The 23,789-nt window shown below is 71.7% G+C and carries 25 protein-coding genes; 12 read left to right on the top strand and 13 right to left on the bottom strand.

The window, feature by feature from the left end; genetic code table 11:
* Positions 1 to 94: 94 nt before the first annotated feature.
* Positions 95 to 700 carry a GTP cyclohydrolase I FolE gene (gene folE, locus ACZ499_RS22995; RefSeq protein WP_468677499.1) on the top strand — a complete coding sequence of 202 codons (606 nt, stop codon included), beginning with the start codon at positions 95 to 97 and terminating at the stop codon, positions 698 to 700.
* 505 nt (positions 701 to 1,205) lie between these two features.
* The gene (locus ACZ499_RS22990; protein ID WP_468677497.1) at positions 1,206 to 1,406 is read left to right on the top strand and encodes a hypothetical protein; all 201 of its coding nucleotides are present in this window, start codon (positions 1,206 to 1,208) and stop codon (positions 1,404 to 1,406) included.
* 21 nt (positions 1,407 to 1,427) lie between these two features.
* Here ACZ499_RS22990 and ACZ499_RS22985 read toward each other — a convergent pair whose 3' ends face one another.
* The 6 genes from ACZ499_RS22985 to ACZ499_RS22960 all read right to left on the bottom strand — a co-directional run bounded on the left by ACZ499_RS22985 (position 1,428) and on the right by ACZ499_RS22960 (position 5,009).
* On the bottom strand, positions 1,428 to 1,907 hold the full coding sequence (locus ACZ499_RS22985; RefSeq protein ID WP_371653972.1) for a DUF3180 domain-containing protein: 480 nt from the start codon (positions 1,905 to 1,907) through the stop codon (positions 1,428 to 1,430).
* Positions 1,908 to 1,957: 50 nt separating this feature from the next.
* Positions 1,958 to 2,572 carry a 2-amino-4-hydroxy-6-hydroxymethyldihydropteridine diphosphokinase gene (folK, locus tag ACZ499_RS22980; RefSeq protein WP_385539588.1) on the bottom strand — a complete coding sequence of 205 codons (615 nt, stop codon included), beginning with the start codon at positions 2,570 to 2,572 and terminating at the stop codon, positions 1,958 to 1,960.
* Positions 2,569 to 2,928, bottom strand: coding sequence for a dihydroneopterin aldolase (gene folB, locus ACZ499_RS22975; RefSeq protein WP_371653974.1), 360 nt, complete (start codon positions 2,926 to 2,928; stop codon positions 2,569 to 2,571). The genes folK and folB overlap by 4 nt, the downstream gene beginning before the upstream one ends.
* Positions 2,929 to 3,133: 205 nt before the next feature.
* Positions 3,134 to 3,595, bottom strand: coding sequence for a nuclear transport factor 2 family protein (locus tag ACZ499_RS22970; RefSeq protein ID WP_468677496.1), 462 nt, complete (start codon positions 3,593 to 3,595; stop codon positions 3,134 to 3,136).
* Positions 3,592 to 4,485: a dihydropteroate synthase gene (folP, locus tag ACZ499_RS22965; RefSeq protein WP_468412856.1), complete on the bottom strand. Its 894-nt coding sequence runs from the start codon at positions 4,483 to 4,485 to the stop codon at positions 3,592 to 3,594. The genes ACZ499_RS22970 and folP overlap by 4 nt, the downstream gene beginning before the upstream one ends.
* A gap of 53 nt (positions 4,486 to 4,538) precedes the next feature.
* Positions 4,539 to 5,009, bottom strand: coding sequence for a MarR family winged helix-turn-helix transcriptional regulator (locus tag ACZ499_RS22960; protein WP_468677494.1), 471 nt, complete (start codon positions 5,007 to 5,009; stop codon positions 4,539 to 4,541).
* Between the two features lie 170 nt (positions 5,010 to 5,179).
* Between ACZ499_RS22960 and ACZ499_RS22955 the strand changes: the two genes are divergently transcribed.
* Positions 5,180 to 6,709, top strand: coding sequence for an MFS transporter (locus tag ACZ499_RS22955; protein ID WP_468677493.1), 1,530 nt, complete (start codon positions 5,180 to 5,182; stop codon positions 6,707 to 6,709).
* A gap of 149 nt (positions 6,710 to 6,858) precedes the next feature.
* On the opposite strand, the gene ACZ499_RS22950 is transcribed toward ACZ499_RS22955, so the two are convergent.
* The gene (locus ACZ499_RS22950; RefSeq protein WP_468677491.1) at positions 6,859 to 8,706 is read right to left on the bottom strand and encodes a phosphatidylglycerol lysyltransferase domain-containing protein; all 1,848 of its coding nucleotides are present in this window, start codon (positions 8,704 to 8,706) and stop codon (positions 6,859 to 6,861) included.
* A gap of 153 nt (positions 8,707 to 8,859) precedes the next feature.
* Between ACZ499_RS22950 and ACZ499_RS22945 the strand changes: the two genes are divergently transcribed.
* Positions 8,860 to 9,972, top strand: a complete 1,113-nt coding sequence (locus ACZ499_RS22945; RefSeq protein ID WP_468412848.1) for an alpha/beta hydrolase — start codon at positions 8,860 to 8,862, stop codon at positions 9,970 to 9,972.
* Here the strand turns inward: ACZ499_RS22945 and ACZ499_RS22940 are convergent.
* Entirely contained in the window at positions 9,959 to 11,122 is a 1,164-nt protein-coding gene (locus ACZ499_RS22940; RefSeq protein WP_385539601.1) for an ABC transporter ATP-binding protein, read from the bottom strand. The two genes, ACZ499_RS22945 and ACZ499_RS22940, sit on opposite strands and share 14 nt — an antisense overlap.
* Before the next feature lie 177 nt (positions 11,123 to 11,299).
* On the opposite strand from ACZ499_RS22940, the gene ACZ499_RS22935 reads away from it, so the two are divergent.
* The 4 genes from ACZ499_RS22935 to ACZ499_RS22920 all read left to right on the top strand — a co-directional run bounded on the left by ACZ499_RS22935 (position 11,300) and on the right by ACZ499_RS22920 (position 14,852).
* On the top strand, positions 11,300 to 11,986 hold the full coding sequence (locus tag ACZ499_RS22935) for an ABC transporter permease (RefSeq protein ID WP_468412844.1): 687 nt from the start codon (positions 11,300 to 11,302) through the stop codon (positions 11,984 to 11,986).
* On the top strand, positions 11,986 to 12,672 hold the full coding sequence (locus ACZ499_RS22930; protein ID WP_468412912.1) for an ABC transporter permease: 687 nt from the start codon (positions 11,986 to 11,988) through the stop codon (positions 12,670 to 12,672). Before ACZ499_RS22935 ends, ACZ499_RS22930 begins: the two co-directional genes overlap by 1 nt.
* A gap of 53 nt (positions 12,673 to 12,725) precedes the next feature.
* On the top strand, positions 12,726 to 13,691 hold the full coding sequence (locus ACZ499_RS22925) for an ABC transporter substrate-binding protein (RefSeq protein ID WP_468677489.1): 966 nt from the start codon (positions 12,726 to 12,728) through the stop codon (positions 13,689 to 13,691).
* A gap of 96 nt (positions 13,692 to 13,787) precedes the next feature.
* The gene (locus tag ACZ499_RS22920; RefSeq protein WP_468677487.1) at positions 13,788 to 14,852 is read left to right on the top strand and encodes a hypothetical protein; all 1,065 of its coding nucleotides are present in this window, start codon (positions 13,788 to 13,790) and stop codon (positions 14,850 to 14,852) included.
* Positions 14,853 to 14,921: 69 nt separating this feature from the next.
* Here ACZ499_RS22920 and ACZ499_RS22915 read toward each other — a convergent pair whose 3' ends face one another.
* Together ACZ499_RS22915 and ACZ499_RS22910 are read right to left on the bottom strand one after the other, a co-directional pair.
* The gene (locus ACZ499_RS22915; protein WP_385547311.1) at positions 14,922 to 16,064 is read right to left on the bottom strand and encodes an NADH-quinone oxidoreductase subunit D; all 1,143 of its coding nucleotides are present in this window, start codon (positions 16,062 to 16,064) and stop codon (positions 14,922 to 14,924) included.
* A 416-nt stretch (positions 16,065 to 16,480) separates the two neighbouring features.
* A complete protein-coding gene (locus tag ACZ499_RS22910; protein ID WP_468677486.1) occupies positions 16,481 to 17,458 on the bottom strand; it encodes an SAM-dependent methyltransferase in 978 nt (325 codons plus the stop codon).
* 104 nt (positions 17,459 to 17,562) lie between these two features.
* Here ACZ499_RS22910 and ACZ499_RS22905 point away from each other — a divergent pair, with 104 nt between their 5' ends.
* A complete protein-coding gene (locus ACZ499_RS22905) occupies positions 17,563 to 18,774 on the top strand; it encodes a sensor histidine kinase (RefSeq protein ID WP_468677484.1) in 1,212 nt (403 codons plus the stop codon).
* Between the two features lie 67 nt (positions 18,775 to 18,841).
* Complete coding sequence (locus ACZ499_RS22900) at positions 18,842 to 19,513, top strand: response regulator transcription factor (protein ID WP_468677482.1); 672 nt, start codon at positions 18,842 to 18,844, stop codon at positions 19,511 to 19,513.
* A 48-nt stretch (positions 19,514 to 19,561) separates the two neighbouring features.
* Here ACZ499_RS22900 and ACZ499_RS22895 read toward each other — a convergent pair whose 3' ends face one another.
* Positions 19,562 to 19,876, bottom strand: coding sequence for an ArsR/SmtB family transcription factor (locus ACZ499_RS22895; RefSeq protein WP_371653989.1), 315 nt, complete (start codon positions 19,874 to 19,876; stop codon positions 19,562 to 19,564).
* A 121-nt stretch (positions 19,877 to 19,997) separates the two neighbouring features.
* Here ACZ499_RS22895 and ACZ499_RS22890 point away from each other — a divergent pair, with 121 nt between their 5' ends.
* Complete coding sequence (locus ACZ499_RS22890) at positions 19,998 to 20,975, top strand: quinone oxidoreductase family protein (RefSeq protein WP_468412829.1); 978 nt, start codon at positions 19,998 to 20,000, stop codon at positions 20,973 to 20,975.
* Between the two features lie 171 nt (positions 20,976 to 21,146).
* On the opposite strand, the gene ACZ499_RS22885 is transcribed toward ACZ499_RS22890, so the two are convergent.
* Positions 21,147 to 22,235 carry a DUF5937 family protein gene (locus ACZ499_RS22885; protein WP_468677480.1) on the bottom strand — a complete coding sequence of 363 codons (1,089 nt, stop codon included), beginning with the start codon at positions 22,233 to 22,235 and terminating at the stop codon, positions 21,147 to 21,149.
* Between the two features lie 98 nt (positions 22,236 to 22,333).
* On the opposite strand from ACZ499_RS22885, the gene ACZ499_RS22880 reads away from it, so the two are divergent.
* Positions 22,334 to 22,552 (top strand): hypothetical protein, encoded by a 219-nt coding sequence (locus ACZ499_RS22880; protein ID WP_468412825.1) that lies wholly within the window; start codon positions 22,334 to 22,336, stop codon positions 22,550 to 22,552.
* Positions 22,553 to 22,581: 29 nt separating this feature from the next.
* On the opposite strand, the gene ACZ499_RS22875 is transcribed toward ACZ499_RS22880, so the two are convergent.
* Positions 22,582 to 23,760, bottom strand: a complete 1,179-nt coding sequence (locus ACZ499_RS22875; protein WP_468677478.1) for a threonine aldolase family protein — start codon at positions 23,758 to 23,760, stop codon at positions 22,582 to 22,584.
* Positions 23,761 to 23,789 lie beyond the last annotated feature (29 nt).

Genomic DNA, 23,789 nt, shown 5'->3' with positions numbered 1-23,789 from the left:
GGACCCGGAATGCCTGCCGCGCCCCCCAGGTTTTAGCCTGTGGGGGCGCGGCGCTTTCGTACGCCCGTGCACACGAACCAGGAACGAGGCACAGATGACCGACCCGGTGACGCTGGACGGCGAGGGTTCCATCGGCGAATTCGACGAGAAGCGCGCCGAGAACGCCGTGCGTGAACTCCTCATCGCGGTCGGCGAGGACCCGAACCGGGAAGGGCTGCGGGACACGCCGGCGCGGGTGGCGCGGGCCTATCGGGAGATCCTGGCCGGTCTCTGGCAGCAGCCCGAGGACGTCCTGACGACGACGTTCGACTTGGGGCACGACGAGATGGTCCTGGTGAAGGACATCGAAATCGTATCTTTGTGCGAACATCACCTGCTCCCGTTCCACGGAGTGGCCCACGTCGGCTACATCCCGGCCGACACGGGCAAGATCACCGGCCTGTCGAAGCTGGCCCGGCTGGTGGACGTGTACGCCCGCCGGCCGCAGGTCCAGGAGCGTCTGACCACGCAGATCGCGGACTCGCTGATGCGGATCCTGGAGGCGCGCGGCGCGATCGTGGTGATCGAGGCCGAGCACATGTGCATGTCGGTGCGCGGCATCCGCAAGCCGGGCGCGAAGACCACCACGTCTGCGGTGCGCGGACAGCTGCGCGACGCGAGCACACGGGCCGAGGCGATGAGCCTGATACTGGCGCGGTAGTCCGGTTGTCAGTGGTGCGCGTACGGTCCCGGATCAGGGAATCGATCGCTGATCCGGGGGATCGCGATGGGGTACGGGGTTCCGAGCCGTCAGACGGTGAACGTGGTCGGCGGTCGGGCACGAGCGCGGCACGTCACCGCGGGCACCAGCCGGTGGACGCTCGACGACAGCGCAGTGTGCAGACTTCCGTCGTGGACGTGAAGGCGGCCAGGGCGCGCGAAGGGCTACGGAGAACGTCGTGTGGCCGGGCACTCCCGACGGCTGGGTGCACGCGCGGGATGCCGCAGGAACCGTGCTGGCGTGGACACCCGCACGCAAGCTGCGCCGGGAGCGGCTGACCATCCCGTCCTGGGCGCCAGTTCGGCTGCTTCGTGGGAGCGCTGCCGCGTCCGGCGGTGGCCGGCGCGGGTCGTCGTCAGTGCCAACGTCCCGTTTCTGGCGGAGATCGCGAAGGTGGTGCGGGGCACGGTTCACGCCCCGCACCGACGGCAAGGTGTCCCGCCTCGTGCCGGCCGACAGCTGGCCCGCACGCGGCACGTTCCGTGCCGAGCGGCATCCGCTTGAGCTGACGGAGTCGGCATGGACCGAGGTGCACGAGGTGCGCTTCCGGGCCGTGCCCGACAAGCCGTTCACCCTGTACGACTTCCGGCTGGAGCCGCACCCCGCCTTCCTCGTGAACGGCCACCTCGTACGCCAGACGTGGTGACGGGTACCGGGAAGCGCCCCCTCACACCGCCGGAGCCTTGCCCTCGTCCTCGTCGTCCGGGAGTTTGCAGACGCGCTCCAGGAAGAACGCCGCCGCTACCACCGCGATGCCGGCCGCTACCGAGAAGGCCGCGTAGATCGCCTGGTCGCGGCGGGCCGGGATGTCCAGGGAGCCGAGGAGGAAGACGCCCGTCCCTCCGTACATCCCCGAGACCAGGGCGGCCACCAGCGCGCTGGACTGGCCGAAGACCACGGCGCGGGCCGCCATCAGGGGCTCGACGCCCTTCGCGCCGGGGCGGCGCTCGCGCTGGGCGCGCAGGCGGGAGCGGATGGACAGGGCCGTGGCGAAGAGGGTGACCGCGATCACGGCCAGCACGATCGGCGCGGCCAGCGGGACGCTCGGCAGGGTGCCCAGGGAGTCCCACAGCCGGGCGCCTGCCCAGGAGAGCACTCCGGCGACGGCGAAGAGTCCCGCCAGTACGCCCAGCCTCAGTTGTTTCACCGAAGAGTGCCCTTCGTGTCGGAACTTACTCGCCGTCAGCAGCCTAACGACTACTCGGGCAGGCGGAGTTCCAGGTCGGCGCGCGGCAGCACGCCTTCGCGGCCGATCGCGGCGAGCAGCGCGGCGACCGGGCCGCGGCCGGGCAGCTGAGCCTCCGGGTCCACGTCCTGCCAGGGGGCGAGGACGAACGCCCGCTCGTGGGCGCGTGGGTGGGGCAGCGTCAGTACCGGGTCGTCCACGATGAGATCGGCGTAGGCAACGATGTCCACGTCGATCGTGCGCGGGCCCCAGCGCTCGTCGCGGACCCGGTCGAAGGCTTCCTCGATGGCCTGGCCGCGTTCCAGGAGGGAGGTCGGGGGGAGTGTCGTCTTCACCACGACCACCGCGTTGAAGTACGAGGGCTGGGAGCCGGGGGCGACTCCCCACGGCTCCGTCTCGTACACCGGGGAGACCGCCTTGACCCGCAGGCCGGGCGTGTCCTCCAGCGCGTCGATCGCGCCCTGGAGCGTCTCCAGGCGGTTGCCGAGGTTGGAGCCGAGGGAGATCACGGCGCGTTTCGGGTTGGACAGGGTGACGTCGGCCGCGTCCACCTGCTCGACCACGGAGGCGGGCACCGGCTGCACGGTCGGGTCGCTCTGCGGGCTCTCGTGGGAGAACACAGTCATACTCGGCTCCGGGTGATGGTGATGGTCACGTCGTCGAAGGGGACGGTGATCGGCGCGTCCGGCTTGTGGACGCACACCTCCACCTGCTGGACCCCCGCGTGCTTCAGGCACTGCTGGGCGATGCGCTCGGCCAGCGTCTCGATCAGGTCGACCGGCTCGCCCTGGACCACGTCCACGACTTCCTCGGCCACCACTCCGTAGTGCACGGTCTTCGCCAGGTCGTCGTCCTCCGCCGCAGGGCGGGTGTCGAGGCCGAGTACCAGGTCCACGATGAAGGTCTGGCCCTCTTCGCGCTCCCGGGGGAAGACGCCATGGTGCCCACGGGCCTTGAGGCCGCGCAGCGCGACACGATCCACGCGAATCACTCCTGCTGTCGTTGGTCGGTCGGGCACGGCCGCGTGCGGGCGGCTCCGTACCCACCATCGAATCTACCTGCGGGCACTGACAACGCTCGCCCACGGGGGCTATGGACAGACGGCGTCGGGACTGGTACCCGCCCCTACCCCGAGCCCCCTGTTTCAATCCTCGGAATCCCCGTCTTCAACGAACGGAAGCCCGGGCTCAGTCCTCGGAACCCTCGTCCTCGCCCGTTTCCGCCAGGACGGGGGAGCCGTGGTGGGACCAGAGCTTCCAGCCCTCGGATGTGCGGCGGAACACATTGGTGGCGACCACGAGCTGGCCCACCAGCGGCCCGAGCTCGCCGCTCTCCTGCGCGGGGCCGCCGCTGAGGATGTTCTCGGTGCAGGTGACCAGGGCGGTGTCGGTGAGGACGACGATCTTCACATCGGTGAGGAAGAACTGGATGTACTCGGTGTTCGCCATGATCAGCGCGTACGAGCGGAGCACCTCGCCGCGGCCGGAGAGGACCGGCCAGCCGGGGTGGACGCAGGAGATCGAGGTGTCCCCGGCGTCGGTGGCACTCAGCCAGAGCTCGGAGAGCTCGTCGAAGTCGCCGCGCTCCAGCGTCTCGTAGAACGCGGTGTTGGCCAGCTCGACGGCCTCCACGTCGGTGCGGGCCGTCACGCGGTTCCCTCGTTGGGCCCGGCCGCGTGGCCTGCCGCTCCTTCGACCGCGCGCGCGACGCGTACGGCGTCGGCCGTGGCGCGGACCTCGTGGACCCGGACCGCCCAGGCGCCCTCGTGGGCGGCGATGGCGGAGACGGCGGCCGTGGCGGCGTCCCGTTCGCGGGCGGGGGGCGGGCCGGAGCCGTCCCCGGCGAGTACGCGGCCGAGGAAGCGCTTGCGGGAGGCGGCGACGAGCAGGGGGTGGCCCAGGGCGCGCAGCTCGGCCAGGTGGGCGACGAGCGCCAGGTCGTGCTCGGCCTGCTTGGCGAAGCCGAGGCCGGGGTCGACGACGATCCGCTCGGGGGCGATACCGCCGGCGACGACGGCCTCCACGCGTGCGTGGAGCTCGGCGACGACTTCGGCGACCACGTCCGCGTACACCGCGCGGCTGTTCATGTCCTGGCTGAAGCCGCGCCAGTGCATGACGACGAAGGGGGCTCCGGCGGCGGCCACCACGGGGATCATGTCCGGGTCGGCGAGGCCGCCGCTGACGTCGTTGACCAGCAACGCGCCCGCCGCGACGGCCTGTTCGGCGACGCGGGCGCGCATGGTGTCGACGGAGACGGTGACGCCCTCGGAGGCGAGGCCGCGCACTACGGGGACGACCCGGCGCAGCTCCTCGTCCTCGTCGACGCGGGAGGCGCCGGGGCGGGTCGACTCGCCGCCGACGTCCACCAGGTCGGCGCCCTCGGCGACGAGGTCGAGGCCGTGCTTGACGGCGGCGGCGGTGTCGAACCAGCGGCCGCCGTCGGAGAAGGAGTCGGGCGTGACGTTGACCACGCCCATGACCGCACAGCGGTCCCATTCGGGCAGCCCGGTCACCGTGCCCCGTCGGCGCAACGTACTCATACGTCCAGCGTAGGCGTCAGCCGGTGGTACTCGGACCAGACGTCGGCCGGACCTCAGCCGACGGTGCGCGGGCGGGTGCCGGGGCCTGCGAACAGGCACCGCAGCAGTTCGTGGAGGGCGCCGCGGTCGGCGTCGGCCAGCGCGTCCAGGGCGCTGTGGGTGCCGTGCATGCCCGCCCGGATCGATTCGACGGCGCGGAGGCCGTCGTCGGTGAGGAGGACGTTCTTGACGCGGCGGTCGGTGGGGCTGGGCTCGCGGCGGACCAGGCCCCTGGTTTCGAGGCGGTCGACGATGCCCGTGATGTTGGAGGCGTCGCAGTGCAGCGTGGTGGCGAGCGAGCGCATGGCGGCGGGGCCGCGGCGCAGGACGGTGAGGGCCTTGGCCTGGCTGGCGGTGAGGCCGGCCTCGGAGGCGGCCGCGGTGAAGTCGCCGTAGTAGTCCGCCAGGGAGTCCCAGAGGGCGTCCATGAGCGCGTCGTTCGTGACGGCGTCGGTCACGGCGGCCGGGCGGCTGGTTCCAGACATGACGCCACCTTACCGCGAGAAACTTGACGATCTCAACCTTTGAGGTTTACCGTCACTCTAGTTGCTTGGGGTAATCAAGAACTTGAGGTAGTCAAGCATCTGAGAGAAGCATCCAAGAGCATCGAAGACCTCAAACGACCCCCTCCCTACGTACTCCTACGGAAGAAACCGTGACTCCCACACATCACGCGGCGCCCACGCGCCCCACCGGCGGCCCCGCGCTCGTCCTGGTCCTCGGGCTGGCCGCCATGGTCGTCTCGATGATGCAGACCCTGGTCGTGCCGATCCTCGGCATCATCCAGAACGACCTCGGCACCTCCACCGCCAACGTCAGCTGGGTCACCACCGCGACCCTCCTCTCCGCCGCCGTCTTCACCCCGCTGCTCGGCCGCTTCGGCGACATGCACGGCAAGAAGCCCACGCTCATAGGCGTCCTGGTGCTGATGGTGGCGGGCTCGGTGCTCGCGGCCACCACCAGCTCGCTGCTCTGGCTGATCATCGGCCGGGTCATGCAGGGCGCCGCCACCGCGATCTTCCCGCTGGCCCTCTCGGTGCTGCGCGAGGAGATCCGCCCGGAGAAGCTGCACGGCGCGATGGCGCTGGTCAGCGGCACCCTGGCGTTCGGCAGCGGCCTCGCCCTGGTGGGCGCCGGCCTGCTGACCCAGGGCGACCACCCCGACTACCACCGCGTCTTCTGGCTGGCCGCCGTGCTGGCCGTCGTCGCCCTGGTCGCCGTCGTCGCGGGCGTCCCGGCCTCGCGCCACAAGCCCGGCGGGCGCACCGACTGGCTCGGCGCGGGCACGCTGGCCGCCCTTCTGGTCCTCCTGCTGCTGCCGATCTCGCAGGGCCACGAGTGGGGCTGGACCTCGGTCCGTACCCTCGGCCTGTTCGTCGCCGCCGTCGTCATGGCCGGGGTCTGGGTCCTGGTCGAGCGCAAGGTCAAGTCGCCCATGGTGGACATGAAGATGTTCGCCCACCGCCCGGTGCTCTTCACCAACCTGGCCGGTCTGCTGCTCGGCTTCGCGATGTTCTCGCAGTTCATCGGCGTCTCGTACCTGGTGCAGATGCCGGAGAAGGTCACCGGTTACGGCTTCACCGCGTCGGTGCTGCGCGCCTCCGTCGAGTACCTGCTGCCCACCACGATCATGTCGCTGCTCGCGGCCCAGATCGGCGGCGTGCTGGTCCGCCGCATCGGCGCCCGCTTCACGCTGACGGCCGGTGCCGCGTTCGGTGTCATCGGCTTCGCCTGGCTGACCGGCGCGCACGACTCCGGCGCCTCGGTGATCCTGGCCGGCATGGTGATCGGTGTCGCCATCAGCTTCGGTTACGCGGCGATGCCCGCCCTGATCGTGGCGAGCGTCCCGCACCACCAGACCGGTATCGCCAACGGCATCAACTCGATCTCCCGGTCGGTCGGCAGCGCCATCGCCAGTGCGGTGATCACCTCGCTGCTCGCGTCCAAGACGATCGAGCACCTGCCGGCCGGGGTGCCGCCGCTGCCGCAGGAGAGCCAGTTCACGCTGAGCTTCGCGCTCGCGGGGGCGGCGTTCCTGCTGGTCGTGGTGGTGGCTCTGGTGGGGCTCCACTCCGACCGTCGGCCGGAGCAGCCAGAGCAGCCGGAGCAGCCCGAGCAGCCGGAGCAGCCGGAGCAGCCGGAGGCTGCCGTGACCGAGAAGGCGGCGGAGACGGCGTCCGCGTAAGACGAAAAGGGGCCCGGGATTTCTCCCGGGCCCCTTTCGGGCTGTCTGCTCGGCTGCGGACCGTGGGGGTTGCTCGCGCCACGCGGCGTAGCCGCAGATGTCACACCCCCGCGCCCCCCTCGAAGGGCGGCTCCGCCCCCCTTAAGGCGCTACGCCGCCCGTACCGCTCTCTCGCCCTCCGGCGCCGTCAGGTGTGCGCACGGGCGCTTGCGGTGGGCGCGGCTGAAGCGGGTGAACGGGCGCGGCAGGGCGAAGTTCACGAAGCCCTCGGCCTGCATCACCGCGAAGCCGATGCGCGGCAGGTCGCCGTGGGCCCGGTAGACCATGAAGCGCGGCTCCCAGCGTGGCTGGAACTTCGCATTGAACTTGTACAGCGACTCAATCTGGAACCAGCGGGACAGGAAGACCAGCAGTCCGCGCCAGAGCCGCAGCACCGGGCCGGCGCCGATCTTCTCGCCCCGCGCCAGCGCGGAACGGAACATCGCGAAGTTCAGGGAGACGTGTTCGATGCCGATCTTGGGCGCCGCCTGCAGTGCGGCGACGATCAGCAGCTCGTTCATACCCGGGTCGGCGGAGCGGTCGCGGCGCATCAGCTCAAGCGACATTCCGTCGGCGCCCCAGGGGACGAAGTGAATCATTGCCTTGAGGTCGCCGTACGGGCCCGGCTCGCCCGAGCCGTCGTCGTCGGCCTTGTGGGCGGTGGCGATCACGCAGTCGCCGTCGCCCGGGTCGCCGATCCGCCCCAGCGCCATGGAGAAGCCGCGCTCGGTGTCGGTGCCGCGCCAGTCCTCGGCGGCCCGCCGGATCCGTTCCAGCTCACCTACGGAGAGATCACGGACGCGCCGTACGCGGGTTTCGTAGCCATTGCGCTCGATGCGCTTGACCATCTGGCGTACGTTCCGCATGGCGCGCCCGGAAAGGGAGAAATCCGCGGCGTCCACCACCGCCTCGTCGCCCAGTTCCAGGGCGTCGAGCCCGGTCTCGCGGGTCCACACCTCGCCGCCCGTCTCCGAGCAGCCGACCACGGCCGGGGTCCAGGAGTGGGCCTTGGCCTCGTCCATGAACCGCTCGATGGCGCCGGGCCAGGCCTCGACGTCGCCGATGGGGTCGCCCGACGCGAGCATCACACCGGAGACCACGCGGTAGGTGACGGCCGCCTTGCCGCTGGGGGAGAAGACGACCGCCTTGTCGCGGCGGAGCGCGAAGTGGCCGAGCGAGTCGCGGGCGCCGTGCTTGGCGAGCAGGTCGCGCAGCTGGCGCTCGTCGTCCTCGGTGAGCCGGGCGGCCGGGTGCTCGGGGCGGAAGGCCAGGTAGATGGTGGTGATCGCGGTCAGCAGGCCGAGCGCGCCCAGCGAATAGGCAACGGTCCAGCTGGTGTCGCCCGCGTACTCGACGGGCCCCTCGAAGCCGAACAGGCCGTACATCACATGCTGGATCCGGTCGGCGATCGACGGGTTGCCGACGACCCGGCCCGGGTGGACCGAGACGATCACCAGTCCCAGGCCCAGCGAACCGGAGCCGAGCAGGATGAAGTTGGCCAGCGCCTTCCAGCGGCTGCGCGGGTCGGGCAGTGCGGTGAACTCGCTGCGGTGCCTGACCAGCAGCACCAGCAGGGCGATCGAGATCAGTACGCCGACGATCGAGTGGCGGTAGAGGAACTGGGCCACCGCGCCGATCGGCAGCAGGGCGACCGCGGCCCGCCAGGCCCGCCGCTTGCGCCGCTTCAGACCGTGGGCCAGGAGCAGCAGCAGGACGCCGGTGCTCAGCGCCAGGGCCGCCGCGAAGGGGCCCGTCGTGCCGGGCAGGACCTCGCTGACGGCGTGCATCCGGCTGGCGCGGAAGCGCGGGAAGATGCCGGCGGCGATGTTGAGCAGGCCGACGAACGTCGCGGCCGTGCCGACCAGTGAAGGTACCGTCTCGGGGCGCGGTCCACGGAGGACTTTGCGCGCGCCGGCCGGAACCGAACCCTTTTTGTCCCCATCTATCCTGACAGACATCGCTTCCCGTGACTCCGCGAGAGATTCTGTTGTCCGCCACAGTGACTAGGTCGCCGCTGTGTTTTGGACAATTTGCGCCCTCTAGGACGGCACTTCCCGGGGGCGGGTTCCCTCGGCCTCAGGAAAATCTCAGTCAGAAAGTTTCGACGACTCATGGGTCTCACGAGCAACAAGGTTCTGGCGCTCGCCGTCGTACTGGCGGTGGTGCTGTTCGCGCTCACCATCTGGCTCTGGCCGAAGCTGGCCAACCGCAGCTGGCGAGCCGTCCTGGGCCGGGTCGGCCTGCTCCTCGGCACACAGCTGATGCTCTTCGCCTCGGTGGGCCTCGCGGCCAACAACTCCTTCCTCTTCTACGGCTCGTGGGCGGACCTCTTCGGCCAGGAGAACGGCATGGGCGTGGTGGTCGACCACTCCGCCGGAAGCAAGGACATCAAGGTCACGGGGAAGCAGAAGCCCGACACCCCCGGTGCCGGCAGCCCCGCGGCGGGGGGTGAGATACAGAAGGTGGTCGTCCAGGGCCAACGCTCCAGAATAGCCAGCCCCGCCTACGTCTATCTGCCCCCCGAGTACTTCCAGAAGAAGTACGAGAACCAGAAGTTCCCGGCCGCCGTGGTGCTGACCGGCTATCCGGGCACCGCGGAGAACCTGATCAAGGGGCTGAGGTACCCGAAGACGGCATGGGCGCAGGTCAAGCAGAAGAAGGCGCAGCCGATGATCCTCGTGATGATGCGCCCGACGGTGGCGCCGCCGAGGGACACCGAGTGCGTGGACGTCCCGGGCGGCCCGCAGACCGAGACCTTCTTCGCCAAGGACCTCCCGAAGGCCGTCTCGCAGACGTACCGGGTCGGCACCAAGCCGCAGAACTGGGGCTTCATCGGGAACTCGACCGGCGGCTACTGCGCGTTGAAGATCGGCATCCACCACCCGGAGACCTTCGGCGCCAGCGCCGGCCTCTCGGCGTACTACAAGGCCGCCAGCGACCCGACCACCGGTGATCTCTTCCACGGCGACAAGGCCGCGAAGAATCGTTCCAACCTGCTGTGGGCGCTCGACCACGTGGCGCCGGCCAAGTCGTCGTTCCTGGTCACCAGCTCCAAGTCCGGCGAGGACAACCTCAAGCCGACGCTGAAGTTCATCGAGAAGGTGAAGTCGCCCGCGCGCGTCTCGTCGATCACGCTCGACAGCGGCGGGCACAACTTCAACACCTGGCGGCGGGAGATCCCGCCGGTCCTGGAGTGGATCAGCAGCCGCCTCAGCGCGAACTGATCGATTCCACTTCCACTTCCGTACGGGGGACGGCCTGGGCGTCCGCGTCGATCGAGCGGCGCAGCGCCTCGTGCAGCCGGGCCGGGGTGAGGACGCCGAGGAAGCGGCCCGTCCCCTCGTGGTCGATGACCGCGATCCACCCCGCGTCGTGCTGGAGCATCGTCGCGAACGCCTGCTTCAGGGAGGCGCCGAGCGGCAGCCAGGCCTCCATCCGGCGGGCGTGCTCGCGCACGGTCGCCTTACGGGTCCCTTCGCCGGCCAGGGCGGCCTTCTCGGCGGAGATCCAGCCGTGCAGGTCCCCGGAGGCGTCCAGGACCACCGCCCAGGGGGCGCCGAGGTCGCGGGGGAGCGGGTCGTCGAGCCGGACCACCGGCGGCTGTTCCAGGTCGCTCTCCTCGATGGGTGTCACCGAGAGCCGCTTCAGGCCCCGGTCGGCGCCGACGAAGTCCGCGACATAGGGGGTCGCGGGGGTGCCGAGGACGGCCGCCGGGGCGTCCAGCTGCTCGATGCGCCCCTGCCCGTACACCGCGATGCGGTCGCCGAGGCGGACCGCCTCCTCGATGTCGTGGGTGACGAACAGCACGGTCTTGCGGACCTGCGACTGGAGCCTGAGGAACTCGTTCTGCAGCCGTTCGCGCACCACCGGGTCGACCGCGCCGAACGGCTCGTCCATCAGGAGCACCGGCGGGTCGGCCGCCAACGCCCGTGCCACGCCCACGCGTTGGCGCTGGCCGCCGGAGAGCTGCTCGGGGTAGCGCGCCCCGTGGACCTTCGGGTCGAGGCCGACCAGGTCGAGCAGTTCGGCCGCGCGCTCACGGGCCTTGGCGCGCTTGACGCCGAGCAGGTGCGGGACGGTCGCGGTGTTCTCCAGGACCGTCTTGTGCGGGAAGAGCCCGACCTGCTGGATGACATAGCCGATACGGCGCCGCAGTTGCACCGGATCGACGGTGGATATGTCCTCCCCGTCCAGGAATATCCGGCCCTCGGTGGGCTCGATCAGCCGGTTCACCATCTTCATCGTGGTGGTCTTGCCGCAGCCGGACGGCCCGACGAGCGTGACCAGTTCGCCCTCGGCCACTTCGAAGGAGAGGTCGTCGACGGCGCTGGTGCCGTCGGCGTACCGCTTGGTGACGTGCTCGAATCGGATCATGGTTCCCCATTGTCGCCGGTGGTGACCGTGGCTGTGTGAACCCCATGTTGCCGCTCTGTGTTCGATGCGGGGATCCCCCCACCGGCCCTCGGTGATTGTCAGTGGCGGGGGTTAGGGTCGCCAGACAGACGTTCGGTCGGGGGATTCACGGGATCCGGCGGGGGAGGTGGGGGACGGGTGACTGCGCAGAATTGTTTGGTGCGCAACGACTGGATCTGCTGGGAGTACGTGCGCTCCCGCAGCCAGGAGCTGACCGACGCCACGGTCCAGCACGTCTGGATCACGGTGGTCTCGGTGCTGGTCGGGCTGCTGATCGCGTTTCCGCTGGCGCTGCTCGCGCGTGGCCGCCGATCGGTCGCGGGCGCGGTCCTGACCCTGACGACCGTGCTCTACACGGTGCCGTCGCTGGCGATGTTCTCGCTGCTGCTGCCGGTGTTCGGGCTCTCCGCGTCGCTGGTGGTCACCGGCCTGGTGCTCTACTCGCTGACGATCCTCGTACGGAACATCCTGGCGGGCCTCGAAGCCGTCCCGGCCGAAGTGCGCGAGGCGGCCCGGGGGATGGGGTACGGACGGATACGGCTGCTGTTCGAGGTCGAGCTGCCGCTCGCGCTGCCCGCACTGCTGGCCGGCGTGCGCATCGCGACGGTGTCCACGGTGGCGCTGACCACGGTCGGCTCGGTGGTCGGCAAGGGCGGCCTCGGCAACCTCATAGGCGACGGCGTGCAGTCCACGTTCAAGGCGCAGGTGCTCACCGCCTCGGTGCTGTGCGTGCTGCTCGCCCTCGTGGCGGACCTGCTGCTGCTCGGCCTCCAGCGCCTGCTCACCCCGTGGACACGCATACGGACGACGGCGGGGGCGCGCTGATGGGGGTCATGGCCGACGCCTGGACCTGGCTGACGACGGGGTCCAACTGGTCCGGCGACGACGGCGCCTGGCACCGTCTGGCCGAGCACGCGTATGTGAGCGGGGCCTCGCTCCTGGTGGCGTGCGCCATTGCGCTGCCGCTCGCGCTGTGGCTCGGGCACATAGGGCGGGGCGGGGCGCTCGCGGTCAACATCTCCAACGTGGGCCGGGCGGTGCCCGTCTTCGCGGTGCTCGCCCTGCTGATGCTCACCCCGCTGCGCAAGGCCGGGTACGCGCCGACGATCATCGCGCTGGTGCTCTTCGCGGTGCCGCCGCTGCTGACCAACGCGTACGTGGGAATGCGCGAGGTGGACCGGTCGGTGGTGGAGGCCGCGCGCGGGATGGGGATGTCGGGCGGCCAGCTGTTCGCCCGGGTGGAGCTGCCGCTCGCCTACCCGCTGATCATGATCGGGGTGCGGTCGGCCGCGGTGCAGGTGGTGGCCACGGCGACGATCGCCTCGATGGTGGGGCTCGGCGGCCTCGGCCGGATCATCACGGCCGGGTTCGCCACGTACAACACACCGCAGGTGGTCGCGGGGGCGATCCTCGCCGCGCTGCTCGCGTTGCTGGTCGAGGGCGTGCTGGTGGTGGCCGACCGGCTGTTCAGCCCCCTGCGCGCGGTGCGCGGGCGCAGCACGGCCCCGTAACACCCCGGACCCCGAACACGTCGGACTTACGAACTCTCGGATGGTGAACGTTCATGAGCAAGATCCTGCGCACGGCCGGTGCGGTGCTGGGCACGCTGGCGCTGGCCGGGTCGCTGGCCGCGTGCGGCGGCGACAGCCTGGAGAAGGACAAGGGCAGTGGTGGCGGGGGCGGCAAGAAGGGCTCGCTCACCGTCGGCGCCGCCGGCTTCACCGAGTCCGCCGTCCTCGCCGAGCTCTACGCCCAGATCCTGCACGACGCCGGGTACGGAACCTCGATCACCACGGTGAAGAACCGCGAGCTGTATGAGCCCGCCCTGGAGAAGGGCGAGATCGACGTCGTTCCGGAATACGCGGCTACGCTTACCGAATTCCTCAACGCCAAGGTCAACGGCGAGAAGGCGAAGGACAAGCCGCTCGCCTCCAGCGACGCCGCGGCGACCGTCGCCGAGCTCACCAAGCTCGCCACCCCGCGCGGTCTCAAGGTGCTCCCGGCGGGCGCGGCGGTCGACCAGAACGCGTTCGCGGTGACCAAGGAATTCGCCACCAAGAACAACCTCAAGACCCTTTCGGATCTGGGGAAGTCGAAGCTCAAGGTCAAGATCGCGGCGGGCCCCGAGTGCCCCGTCCGCGTCTTCTGCGCCCCCGGCCTGAAGACCAAGTACGGCATCGAGGTCGGCGGGATCGACCCCAAGGGCGTCGGCACCCCGCAGGCCAAGCAGGCCGTCAAGGACGGCGTCGACCAGCTGGTGCTGACCACCACGACCGACGCCACCCTGGACCAGTACGGCCTGGTGCTCCTCGAAGACGACAAGAAGCTCCAGAACGCGGACAACGTCCTTCCCGTGGTCAATGCGAAGGAAGCGGGCGCCCAGGAGATAGCCGGCGCGCTCGCGAAGCTCACCCACACGCTGACGACCGGCGATCTCGTCGAACTGAACCGCAAGGTGGACGCCGAGCGGGCGAAGGCGGCCGACGTCGCGAAGGACTATCTCCAGTCGAAGGGACTGATCAAGAAGTAGCGAAAACCGGGGCCCGGAGAAGACGGTTGGGAGAAGATTCGGGAGATTGACGGGCAGGGGCTCCATTGGGCGTCTACGCACGGTAAATTTCAGGCCATGCCACGTGGACGCCACCGCCATTCCCCTCCTCTGCACAGGCTCCTCTCACCGTCGGCCGTCGCCGGCGCCGCTGTCTTCTGCGCCGGTGGCGCCTGGCTGTTCGATCAGCCCATGGCACTGCGGGGCCTGGCCGCGGCCGCCGCGGTGGCCGCCGTCACCGGCTCGGTGCTGATGCGCGGCTGGGACCGGGCGGCCGGTCGCCGGGTCGCCGAGCTGACCCGCTCGCGCGCCGCCGACCAGTGGCGCACCGAGGAGCGGATCGCCGAACTGGAGGCGGACCTGGAGGAGTCGCGCGAGCTGCGCGGCCGCCTGGACGCCAAGCTCCGTGCCAAGCGCATGGAGCTGGCCGGGCTGCGCGGCGAACACGCGGCCCTGCTGCGGCGGTACGCGACGGCGGAGACCGAGCGGGCCAGCGCGCTGGAGGGCCGCCGCAGGCTCGCCCTGGAGGCCGCCGCCCCCAAGGCGCTGCCCGCCGCGGCCAGTACGCCGACGCCCGCCGCGTACGCGTCCGCCTCCAGGGCACTGGAGAACCTGCCGTACGCGCGCCGCGCGCAGGAGGCGCGCAGCGCGGCCGCGGCGGTGGAGGAGGCCCGTGCGGCGGCGCGCAGAACCCCGCAGGCCGTGCGCCCGTCGGCCGTCCCGGCCGCCCTGCCCGCACCGGCGGACCGGAAGGCGGACGAGCCGCAGGGGAAGCGCTCGGCGGCCGCCGGGAGCGGGGAACACGTCCGCCCGTCGTCCGCCGCCCTTCCCGCGCTGCCCGGGGCCCCGAAGCCGGTCGCGGCGGCGGTGGTTCCGTATGTCTCCCGTCCCGCCGTACGGCCCGAGGGCAGCTTCGACTTCTTCGGCACCGCGGCCGAGAAGGAGGCCGCCGAGAGGGAGGCGGTAGAGGCCGCGATAGCGGCGGCCGCGGAGGAGGACCTGGCCGACGTGGTCGGCGAGGAGGTCCTGGCCGAGCGGCCGCACACCCGCCCCGAGCGGGTCGTCGGCAAGGTCATCGACCTGACCGCGCACGACGAGACGGAGCAGCTGGACGTGGCGGTGCTGCGGACGGCGATCTCGTAGACGGTACGGAACGGAACGGGGCCCCGGCGCTTGATGCGCCGGGGCCCCGTCGTATGTCTGGGGGTGCGGCTACTTGTCGATGTCGCCGACGACGAAGAAGAGCGAGCCCAGGATGGCGACCATGTCGGCGACCAGCGTGCCCGGGAGGAGCTCGGTGAGGGCCTGGATGTTGTTGTACGAGGCCGAGCGGAGCTTGAGCCGGTACGGGGTCTTCTCGCCCTTGCTGACGAGGTAGTACCCGTTGATGCCCAGCGGGTTCTCGGTCCACGCGTAGGTGTGGCCCTCGGGGGCCTTCAGGACCTTCGGGAGGCGCTGGTTGATCGGGCCGGGCGGCAGCTCGGCGAGCCGGTCGAGGCAGGCGTCGGCGAGTTCGAGGGCGTTGTGCGTCTGCTCCAGGAGCACCTCGAAGCGGGCCAGGCAGTCGCCCTCGGTGCGGGTGACGACCCGCAGGGTGTCCTGGAGTTCGCCGTACGCGAGGTACGGCTCGTCGCGGCGCAGGTCGAAGTCGACGCCCGAGCCGCGGGCGATGGGCCCGCTGACGCCGTACGCGTGCACGGCCTCCTGGGACAGGACGCCGACGCCGCGGGTGCGGCCCCGGAAGATCTCGTTGCCGAGCACGAGCCGGTCGTACACGTCCATCCGCGAGTTGGCGGCGGCGACGGCCTCCCGGGCGCGGCCCAGCCAGCCCAGCGGGAGGTCCTCCTTGAGGCCGCCGACGCGGTTGAACATGTAGTGCATACGTCCGCCGGAGACCTCCTCCATCACGTGCTGGAGCTCCTCGCGCTCACGGAAGGCGTGGAAGATCGGGGTGATTCCGCCCAGTTCGAGGGGGTACGAGCCGAGGAACATCAGGTGGTTGAGCACGCGGTTCAGCTCGGCGAGGAGCGTGCGGGTCCAGACGGCGCGCTCCGGGACCTCCATGCCGAGCATGCGCTCGACGGCCATGACGACGCCGAGCTCGTTGGAGAAGGCGGAGAGCCAGTCGTGGCGGTTGGCGAGCATGACGATCTGGCGGTAGTCGCGCGCCTCGAAGAGCTTCTCGGCGCCGCGGTGCATATAGCCGACGACCGGCTCGGCGTGCCGGATGCGCTCGCCGTCGAGGACGAGGCGGAGGCGGAGCACGCCGTGGGTGGAGGGGTGCTGGGGGCCGATGTTGAGCACCATGTCGGTGCTCTCCGCCGCCCCGCCGATGCCGACCGTGGTCTCCGTCATGGGCGACAGTATCCCCGGCGGGGGTTGGTTTCCCCCACCCCGCCCCTCCCCGCAGTGACATGTGCGGCTCCGCCGCGTGGCCTCCGGGGGGTGGGTGGGGGTCAGGGTGGGTGGGTTTCCCCGGCGGCCACGCCCCCGGACCCCTGGCGGGGGCTCCGCCCGTTGCACTGGCGGGGGCCGGCTGCGCCCCCTGCACCCTTGGCGGGGCTCCGCCCCCTGCACCCCGCCAAGGGGCTAGCGCCTCAGCCCCGTCCCCCTCAGGGCCGCAGGGAACTGCGCGACCAGCCCCCACCGGCCCGCAGTCAAACACCGGGCCCAGAAGGGCCGCGGGGAACTGCGCGATCAGCCCCCACCGGCCCGCAGACCGAGACCCGCACCCCCGGAGGGCCAGCCCCACCCATCCGCAGACGCATCCCTCACACCCGCTCCCGCAGCCACAAAAAGTCCCCCAGCCCGCCCCGAGCCACCAGCTCCGCCGCCTCCCCCGCGCGCGCCAGCGCCCGTACGTAAGCGGCCGGGTCCGTCGACGCCAGGGACAGGGGCGGGCGTTCGCCCGTGACGCCCAGCCTGGCCAGGGCCTCGCGCTGAAGCATCAGCTCCCCGGACCGGCCCGCGCACGCGTCCAGCGCCACATGGGACGTGATGTCGCACGTGCCGTCCGGCACGGGGGCCACCTCGCGGCCGCCCCGGAAGCCCGTGAGGGTTCCGTACCGCGGGCGCCCCCCAGCCACGTGCCCGTAGTCCACCGCCACCGCCAGCCCCGCAGACAACGTGCCGACCGCCCCCGCCCACGCCTCGTCCCGCGTGCGGCCGATCTCCGCCCGGTCGCCGGGCTCCCGCAGGGGCCACCACCGCTCCAGCCAGCGCGCGTCCTCGCCGGAGACGGGCGCGCCGAGGTGTTCGCCCCCGTCGGGGCGGACCAGGACCTCGCGCGGGACGCCGTCCGCGTCGGCCTCGGCCACGTCCGCCGGGACGTTGTCCAGCCACTCGTTGGCGAACAGGAGGCCCCGGACGCCAGTGGGAGGCCGAGCGAGCCACGTCACCCGCTCATCGAGCCCCGGCGGACGCGCCGCGCGCTCCACGGCGTACGCCCGTACGGGGAATCCGGCGGGCAGCGCGGCCAGTACGCCCGTGACGAGCTCCCCGCGCCCCGCGCCCATGTCGACGAACGCGACCTCGCCGCCCCCGAGCTCCTGCGCGACCTCCTCCAGGAGCCGCGCCACGGCCTGGGCGAAGAGCGGCGAGGCGTGGACGGAGGTACGGAAGTGGCCTGCGGGGCCCTCGGGGCGGAGGTAGAAGCCGCCGGGGCCGTACAGGGCCTGTTCGGTCGCCGCCCGCCAGCCGGACCAGGCCTGCGAACCCCTCGCTGTGTCGTCCCTCACCTCGTGTTTCACAGCAGAAGGCTAGGCGCCCTCCACCTTGGGGAGTACGCCCCGGCGACCCGGATCGACCCTCCGGTTGACCCTTGCACCGATCCGGCTTCCCTACGCTGGGTTACGTGCAGCTCCTCTACGACTTCATCCGCAGACACCCGACCGCGGTCGACACCCTCTGGGCGGTCTTCCTCTTCGGGATCTCCGGCATGTCGCTCGTCTCCGGCGGTACCGGCCACGGCTCGACCCCGGCGGCCCTGCTGATCGCCGTCGGACTGAGCGTCGTCGTGGCGCTGCGCCGCCGCGCACCCGAGAAGACGTTGGTGCTCGCGGCCGGAATGGGGCTGGTCCAGCTGGCGCTGAACGTCAGCCCGAACGTGTCGGACTTCGCCATGCTGGTCGCGATCTACACGGCGGCCGCCGTCGGCGAGCGCTGGGCCTCGCGGTTCGCCCTGGTGGGCTCGCTGCTCGCCGCTGTGATCGCGATGGTGCGCTGGCCCGACTACAACGGCAGCGACGGCGGCATGAGCCCGGGCCAGACCGTCTTCTTCGTCATCGTGATGACGGTCCCGTTCATCCTCGCCTGGGTCCTCGGCGATTCGATGCGCACCCGACGGGCGTACTTCGCCGAGCTGGAGGAGCGCGCCGCCCGCCTGGAGAAGGAGCGCGAGGCGCAGGCGAAGGTCGCCGTCGCCGCCGAGCGCGCCCGGATCGCCCGCGAGCTGCACGACGTCGTCGCCCACAACGTCTCGGTGATGGTGGTCCAGGCGGACGGCGCCGCGTATGTGATGGACAGCGCGCCCGACCAGGCGAAGATCGCCCTGGAGACCATCTCGATGACCGGCCGCCAGGCGCTCGCCGAGATGCGCCGCCTGCTCGGCGTGCTGCGCACGGGCGAGCACCGGGAGGCGGGGGAGTATGTGCCGCAGCCGGACGTCGAGCAGATCGAGGAGCTGGTCGAGCAGGTGCGTACGGCCGGGCTCACCGTGGACTTCAAGATCGAGGGCACCCCGCGCCCGCTGCCCAGCGGCGTCGAGCTCACGGCGTACCGGATCGTGCAGGAGGCGCTCACCAACACGCGCAAGCACGGCGGCCCGGAGGCGGGCGCCAGCGTCCGCCTGGTCTACTTCGACGACGGGCTCGGCCTGCTGGTCGAGGACGACGGGCGCGGGGCGGCGCACGAGATGTACGAGGACGGCGGCGCCGACGGCCGGGGGCATGGTCTGATCGGCATGCGCGAGCGCGTCGGCATGGTGGGCGGCACCCTGGACGCGGGGCCGCGGCCGGGCGGCGGCTTCCGCATCAGCGCCCTGCTGCCGCTGAAGCCCGCCCACTAGTTCCCGTACGCGCACTAGTTTTCCCGTACGCCCGAATTTCTCGTACGTCGTGATGGAGAGGGACCCGATGACGATCCGCGTGATGCTCGTCGACGACCAGGTGCTGCTGCGCACCGGCTTCCGGATGGTGCTCGCCGCCCAGCCGGACATGGAGGTCGTCGCGGAGGCGGGCGACGGCGCGGAGGCGATCGAGATCCTCCGCGCGACCGCCGTGGACGTGGTGCTGATGGACGTGCGCATGCCGCGGCTCGACGGGGTGGAGGCGACGCGCCGGATCTGCTCGGCCGAGACGCCCCCCAAGGTGCTGATCCTGACCACCTTCGACCTGGACGAGTACGCGTTCTCCGGTCTGAAGGCGGGCGCCAGCGGCTTCATGCTGAAGGACGTGCCGCCGGGCGAACTGCTGGCCGCCATCCGTTCGGTGCACAGCGGTGACGCGGTCGTCGCGCCGTCCACCACCCGGCGCCTGCTCGACCGGTTCGCCCCGATGCTGCCGACGACCGGCAAGGAGAAGGGACCCGGCGGCGCCATGGACAGGCTGACCGAGCGCGAGCGCGAGGTCATGCTGCTGGTCGCGCAGGGCCTCTCGAATGGCGAGATCGCGGCGCGTCTGGTCCTCTCGGAGGCCACCGTGAAGACCCATGTCGGCCGGATCCTGACGAAGCTGGGGCTGCGGGACCGGGTCCAGGTGGTCGTCCTCGCCTACGAGTCGGGGCTGGTGCGGGCCGGAGGGCTCTGAGCCGGCCGGCTCTCTTGGCCCGTACGGTCCTCAGCGGCCCGTACGTCCTCAGTCGCCGCGCAGGACCAGTGCGAGCAGCCCCGGGAAGCGCTCGTCGAACTCCTCGCGGCGCAGGCGGTTGACCCGCTTGGACCCGTCGTCGCGCTGCTCGACCAGCCCGGCCGCGCGCAGCACCGAGAAGTGGTGGCTCAGCGCCGCCTTGCGTACGGGCACGTCGAACGAGCCGCAGCTGCGCGTCCACTCCTGGGACTCGGCGAGCTCGCGCACGAGCTGGAGGCGGACCGGGTCGCCGAGGGCGTCCAGGGCCGTGATCAGGGGGACCTTGTCGGGGTGGGTGTGTTCGGGTGCCGCGCGATGGGTCATCGGTGTCCTTCCTCCTGCCCGGGCCCGGCGAGCTGCTCTTGCCGAGTGTTCGATGTGGGTCGTACACTCCTGAGTGTTCGACATTCATTGAACACTTTACGTGCCGAGGGGGACTCACGTCATGCGTGCGATTCAGGTCAGCGAGCTGGGCGGTCCGGAAGTACTGCGGCTGGTCGAGACCGAGGTGCCCAGGCCCGGTCCCGGCGAGGTCGCCATCGACGTCGCCTACGCCGGGGTCAACTTCGCCGAGGTGAAGGCCCGTTCGGAGGGCTACCGGGTGCGGTCCCTGCCGTTCGTGCCGGGCCTTGAGGTCTCCGGGCGCGTACGGGAGCTCGGCGCGGGCGTCGAAGGGCTCGTCGTCGGCCAGGAGGTCGCGGCGATGGCCGAGGGCGGCGGCTACGCGGACGTCGCCGTCGTCGCGGCCGCCGCCGTCTTCCCGGTGCCGGAGGGCGTCGGCCTGCGCACCGCCGCCACGCTCCCCACGGTCCTGCCCACCGCGCACGCCCTCGTCCACGAGGTGGGGCGGCTGCAGCCCGGCGAGAGCGTCCTGGTCCAGGGCGCGGCGGGCGGCGTCGGCACGGTCGTGGGGCAGATCGCCCGGCTCGCGGGCGCGGGCGCCGTCTACGGCGTGGTGTCCAGCGAGGCCAAGGCCGCGTACGCGCGCGAGCACGGGTACGACGACGCGTTCCTCACCGGCTCCTTCGCCCAGGACGTGCGCCGGGCGACCGGCGGCCGGGGCGTGGACCTCGTCCTTGACCCGGTCGGCGGCGAGACGCTGCGTCAGGGGCTGGACGCGCTGACCTTGTTCGGGCGGCTCGTCTCGTACGGGAACGCGGGCGGCGGGGAGCCGTGGCGCGTCGGGCAGCCCGAGCTCTACCCGGGTGCCCGCTCGGTCGCGGGCTTCTCCATCCTGGGCCTGGCGGCCGGCGCCCCGGACGCGCTGCGCGAGCTGGCCGGACGTTCGTTCGCGCTCGCGGCGGACGGCAGCGTGAAGCTGCCGGTGACCGCGGAGTTCCCCTTGGGGCAGGCGCCGGAGGCCCACCGCCTGATGGAGGGCCGCACGTCGACGGGGAAGCTGCTGCTGCGGGTCAGTGGCTGAGGAGGGGTGGGCCGGTGTTTGTCTGCAGGCGGTGGGGGCTGATCGCGCAGTTCCCCGCGCCCTTTCAGACACCTACTGGTGCAGGGAGCTGGTGCAGCGACCCCCAACCCCCAAGGGGCGCGGGGAACTGCGCGCTCAGCCACGGACAACCCGCACCCGGAACACGACGCGCTACCGCAGCACCCCCTCCAGGAAATCGCTGCCGAGGCGGGCCACCACCGCCACGTCCAGCTGGTGCAGCACATAGCGGCCGCGGCGCTGGGTGGTGAGCAGGCCCGCCTTCTTCATCACCGCGAGGTGGCGCGACACCTCCGGGGCGCTGATCCCGTACGCGTCGGCCAGCTCGCTCGTCGTGTACGCGCCCCGGGCGAGGCTGCGGCACAGCCGCATCCGCATCGGGTGCGCGACCGCCTCAAGGCGTGCCTTCACCACGTCGACGGGCGCGGCGCCGCCCAACTCGCCCGTCGGGACCGGATACTGGACGACCGGCTGCCAGCCCGGCGCGTGCAGCGCGAACAGGTGCGGCCAGCCGAACGCGGTGGGGATGAACGTCAGGCCGGTGCCCGCCGCGCTCGTACGCCCGTGGGTCAGCTTGTCCACGACGATACGGCTGCCCCGCTCGTCCTGTTCGAGGGCGACGGCGGGGGAGACCGCCGCGACCGCCTCCGCCAGGCCCTTGTGCTTCAGGAGCTCCGTCTTGTGCCGTGCGTCGGCGGCCAGTTGGACCCGGACGCGCTGCCAGGTCTCCCCGAAGAACGCGGCGTCGCAGTCCTCCAACAGCCTGCGTATCCACGCGCGCGCCCCCGGCGGGTCGAGCAGCATCCGCTTCACGAAGGCGGCCTGGCGCGGGCCGCGCGCGGCGGCGAGGTCCAGGGCGCGGTCCCGCATCCGCGCGTCGACCAGCGGGGACGGCGCCCCCGCGTTGTAGAGGCTCGCGCAGGAGATCTCCAGCGCCGCCGCCACGTACTTCTCGTCGTCCATGCGGTCGAGGTCGTCCAGCTCCTCGGCCAGCGTCTCGCGGGGCCGCGGCGGCAGCAGGATGTCCGAGCGGGTGGACCGCCACAGGAAGTCCGCCTCGTGCAGCCGGTCGGCCAGCTCCGGCTTGAGCCCGGCCGCCGTGGTGGTGGTCCAGCCGTGCAGCCGGGCGTGGTGCGCGGGCTCGGAGAGCGCGTGCAGGGCGGCGCCCAGCTCGGCCAGCGGAGAGGGTCCGAAGACGATCCGCTCCTGCGGCAAACCCGTGATGTCGATGCACACGCTCATGCGCCCATGGTGCACTGCCCCACTGACAGCGCCCCCGTCGTTTGACGCCCCTGGTCAATCGGCGCGACGGACGGCCCCGACCGGCGCAGCCTGGATGCATGGACGCCATCCAGCAGCACATGCTCGACACCTATCGCACGGCCCGGCTCCAGGAGCCGCCGCCCCCGCTGCCGGGCACGCACGACGTGCGCACCCTGCGCGAAATACGGGACTACCGGCGCTTCGAAGCGGTCCTCTCCGGCCGCCTCGCGGGCGGCCGGCTGCGCGCCGCCCTGGGCCGCCTCTTCGCCCCGCACCGGCCGCCGGCCTGCCGCTGAGGGGCGGCGTCAGGGGCGGGGGCGCCCGCTCACCCCTTGCTCCCCTCGCCCAGCCTCCGCACGAACTCCGCCACCGCGTCCCGTACGTCCTCCGCCGACCACCGCAGGCCCGGCTCCGCCACCGTCAGCTCCGTGTACGAGAGCCCGGGCGGCCCCGCGGGCGCCGGGAACCAGCGGCGGAAGAGGGCCACTCCGGTCTCCTCGGCCTGTACGAGCGCGGCGTCGGACAGGGCGTCCGCCCCGTACGGCAGCCAGACGTGGAACTGGTGGGTGTGCGGGACCTCCGGGTTGATCCGGAACCATGGCACCCCCGCCTTGGCGAACCCCTCCGCCAGCGCGCCGGCCACCACGCGCGCGTGGGCGACGTACGACGGCAGCTCGGGCAGCACCCGGTCGAGCCCGACGAGCGCGGACAGGGCCGCCGGATACTGCTGGAAGACCTGGCCCCCGTAACGATGGCGCCAGGTGCGCGCCTCCTCGATCAGGGACTCCGGACCGGCGAGCACCGCGCCCGACATGCCCTCCAGGGTCTTGTAGTACGACACGTAGACGCTGTCCGCGAGCTGCGCGATCTCCTGGAGCGGGCGGTCGAAGTGCACGGCGCACTCCCACAGCCGCGCGCCGTCGAAGTGCACCACCGCATCGCGTTCCCGGGCCGCCTCCACCACGGCGGTCAGCTCGTCCCAGGTGGGCAGGACGAACCCGGCGTCGCGCAGCGGCAGCTCCAGCATCAGCGTGCCGAACGGCTCCTCGAAGTCCCGTACCTCCTCGGCCGTGGGAAGCCGGGGCGCGGTCGTCGGGTGGACCGTGCGCAGCCCGCTCACCGCACCGAAGGCGCGCCGCTCGTGCACCTCTGGATGGGCCAGCGGGTGCAGCGCCACCGTGCTGTCGCCGGTGCGCCCCGCCCAGCAGCGCAGAGCGACCTGCTGGGCCATGGTGCCGGTCGGGAAGAAGGCGGCCGCCGGGAAACCGAGCAGGTCGGCGGTGCGCCGTTCCAGCTCGGCGACCGGCCCGTCGCCGTAGAAGTCCGGCACCTCGGCCATGTCGTAGACCGCGCGCGCGTCGGCCGCCAGTGCCGTCAGCCGCTCGCCCATGCCCGTCTCGCCGGGCGCCCGCCACAGGGTCCGCTCCGCATTGCGCCAGGCCGCCAGTCTGCGCAGGCGCAGCTCCTGCTCGGCCCGGCCGTTCCCATCCACCTCGTCAGTCATGATCAGATCATCGCCCACAGCCTGTGGAC

The sequence above is a fragment of the Streptomyces sp. NPDC031265 genome (assembly GCF_055570295.1).
Note: the sequence above shows the minus strand (reverse complement) of the source record. Positions and strands in the feature narration are given on the sequence as shown.